Below are 1,227 nucleotides of genomic sequence, written 5' to 3'. Positions count from 1 at the left end.
TGGCGTGCCCCCATCGGGTGGTCCGGTTTGATTGTTAGTGCATCGTGGGCCTCTGGTCCATCGGAACGATGCTTTCTGGTGCAGGTGGACGATAGCCCAATGAGCTGTGCGGCCTGACGGTGTTGTAGTGAATGCGCCATTGCTCGATCAGGATTTGGGCCTCCCGCAGACTGTAGAAGATTTCACCGTTCAGCAGTTCGTCGCGGAACCTAGCGTTGAAGCTTTCACAATACCCGTTTTCCCAGGGTGAGCCCGGTTCGATATAGGCAGTCTTGGCTCCAACCGCGGCGATCCAGTCCCGCACCTTCTGAGCGATGAACTCCGGGCCGTTGTCGGACCTGATGTATTCTGGTGGCCCGCGCAGGATGAACAGGTCCGTCAAAGCGTCCAGCACATCGGTCGAGTTGAGCTTGCGATCGACGCGTATCATGAGCGCCTCCTTGGTGTATTCGTCGATAATGTTGAGCGTCCGATAGGCACGCCCATCATGGGTGCGATCCTGCACAAAGTCATAGGACCAGACATGGTTAGGCCGCTCCGGCCTGAGCCGAACGCAAGACCCGTCGTTCAGCCATAGCCGCCCCTTCTTTCTTTGCTTTTGCGGAACCTTCAGCCCTTCGCGTCGCCAGATACGCTCGACCCGCTTGTGGTTCACGTGCCAGCCAGCGTTGTTCAGCAAACCCGCCACCATACGATAGCCATAACGGCCATACTTGTCGGCCAGTTCAATGATATCGTCGGTCAGCCGCTCTTCATCGGCCCGGCCTTGCGGAACCTTTCTCTGTGTCGAACGGTGCTGACCCAAGGCGCGGCAGGCACGACGCTCAGACACGCCCAACTCCTGCCGCACATGATCGATGCACTTACGACGACGCGAAGGGCTCAGAAGTTTCCCCTCGCAGCTTCGGTCAAGATGAGCTTGTCCAATGTCAGATCGGACACCGCCCGCCGCAGCCGTTGGTTCTCCTTCTCAAGCTCCTTCAGACGCTTGAGCTGAGACCGGCCCATCCCGCCATACAATTTCCGCCATCGATAAAACGTCTGTTGCGTCACGCCGATCTGGCGCACCGCCTCAGCAATCGTCATCCCTTGCCCTTGCAGAACTTCAACTTGCCGAAGCTTCGATACAATCTCTTCGGCCTTCTCTCGTTTCCCAGCCATCGCTGATCCTCCAATTTGCGGGACAAACTATCCCAGTTGGTGGACCACTTTCAGGGGGCTATTCCA

At 57.6% G+C, this 1,227-nt stretch carries 1 protein-coding gene; it reads right to left on the bottom strand.

Annotation, left to right across the window (positions count from 1 at the left end; translation table 11 throughout):
* Positions 1-34: 34 nt before the first annotated feature.
* A protein-coding gene (locus U3648_RS16300) for an IS3 family transposase (protein ID WP_420860287.1) occupies positions 35-1,161 on the bottom strand; the annotation gives its coding sequence in 2 pieces (ribosomal slippage) (positions 35-897 and positions 897-1,161; 1,128 coding nt in all).
* Positions 1,162-1,227 lie beyond the last annotated feature (66 nt).

Source organism: Marivivens marinus, assembly GCF_035969385.1.
In the GTDB taxonomy this organism is placed as follows: Bacteria; Pseudomonadota; Alphaproteobacteria; order Rhodobacterales; family Rhodobacteraceae; genus SELP01.
The sequence above is the reverse complement of the archived record's forward strand: the minus strand, read 5'-3'. Positions and strand labels throughout refer to the sequence as shown.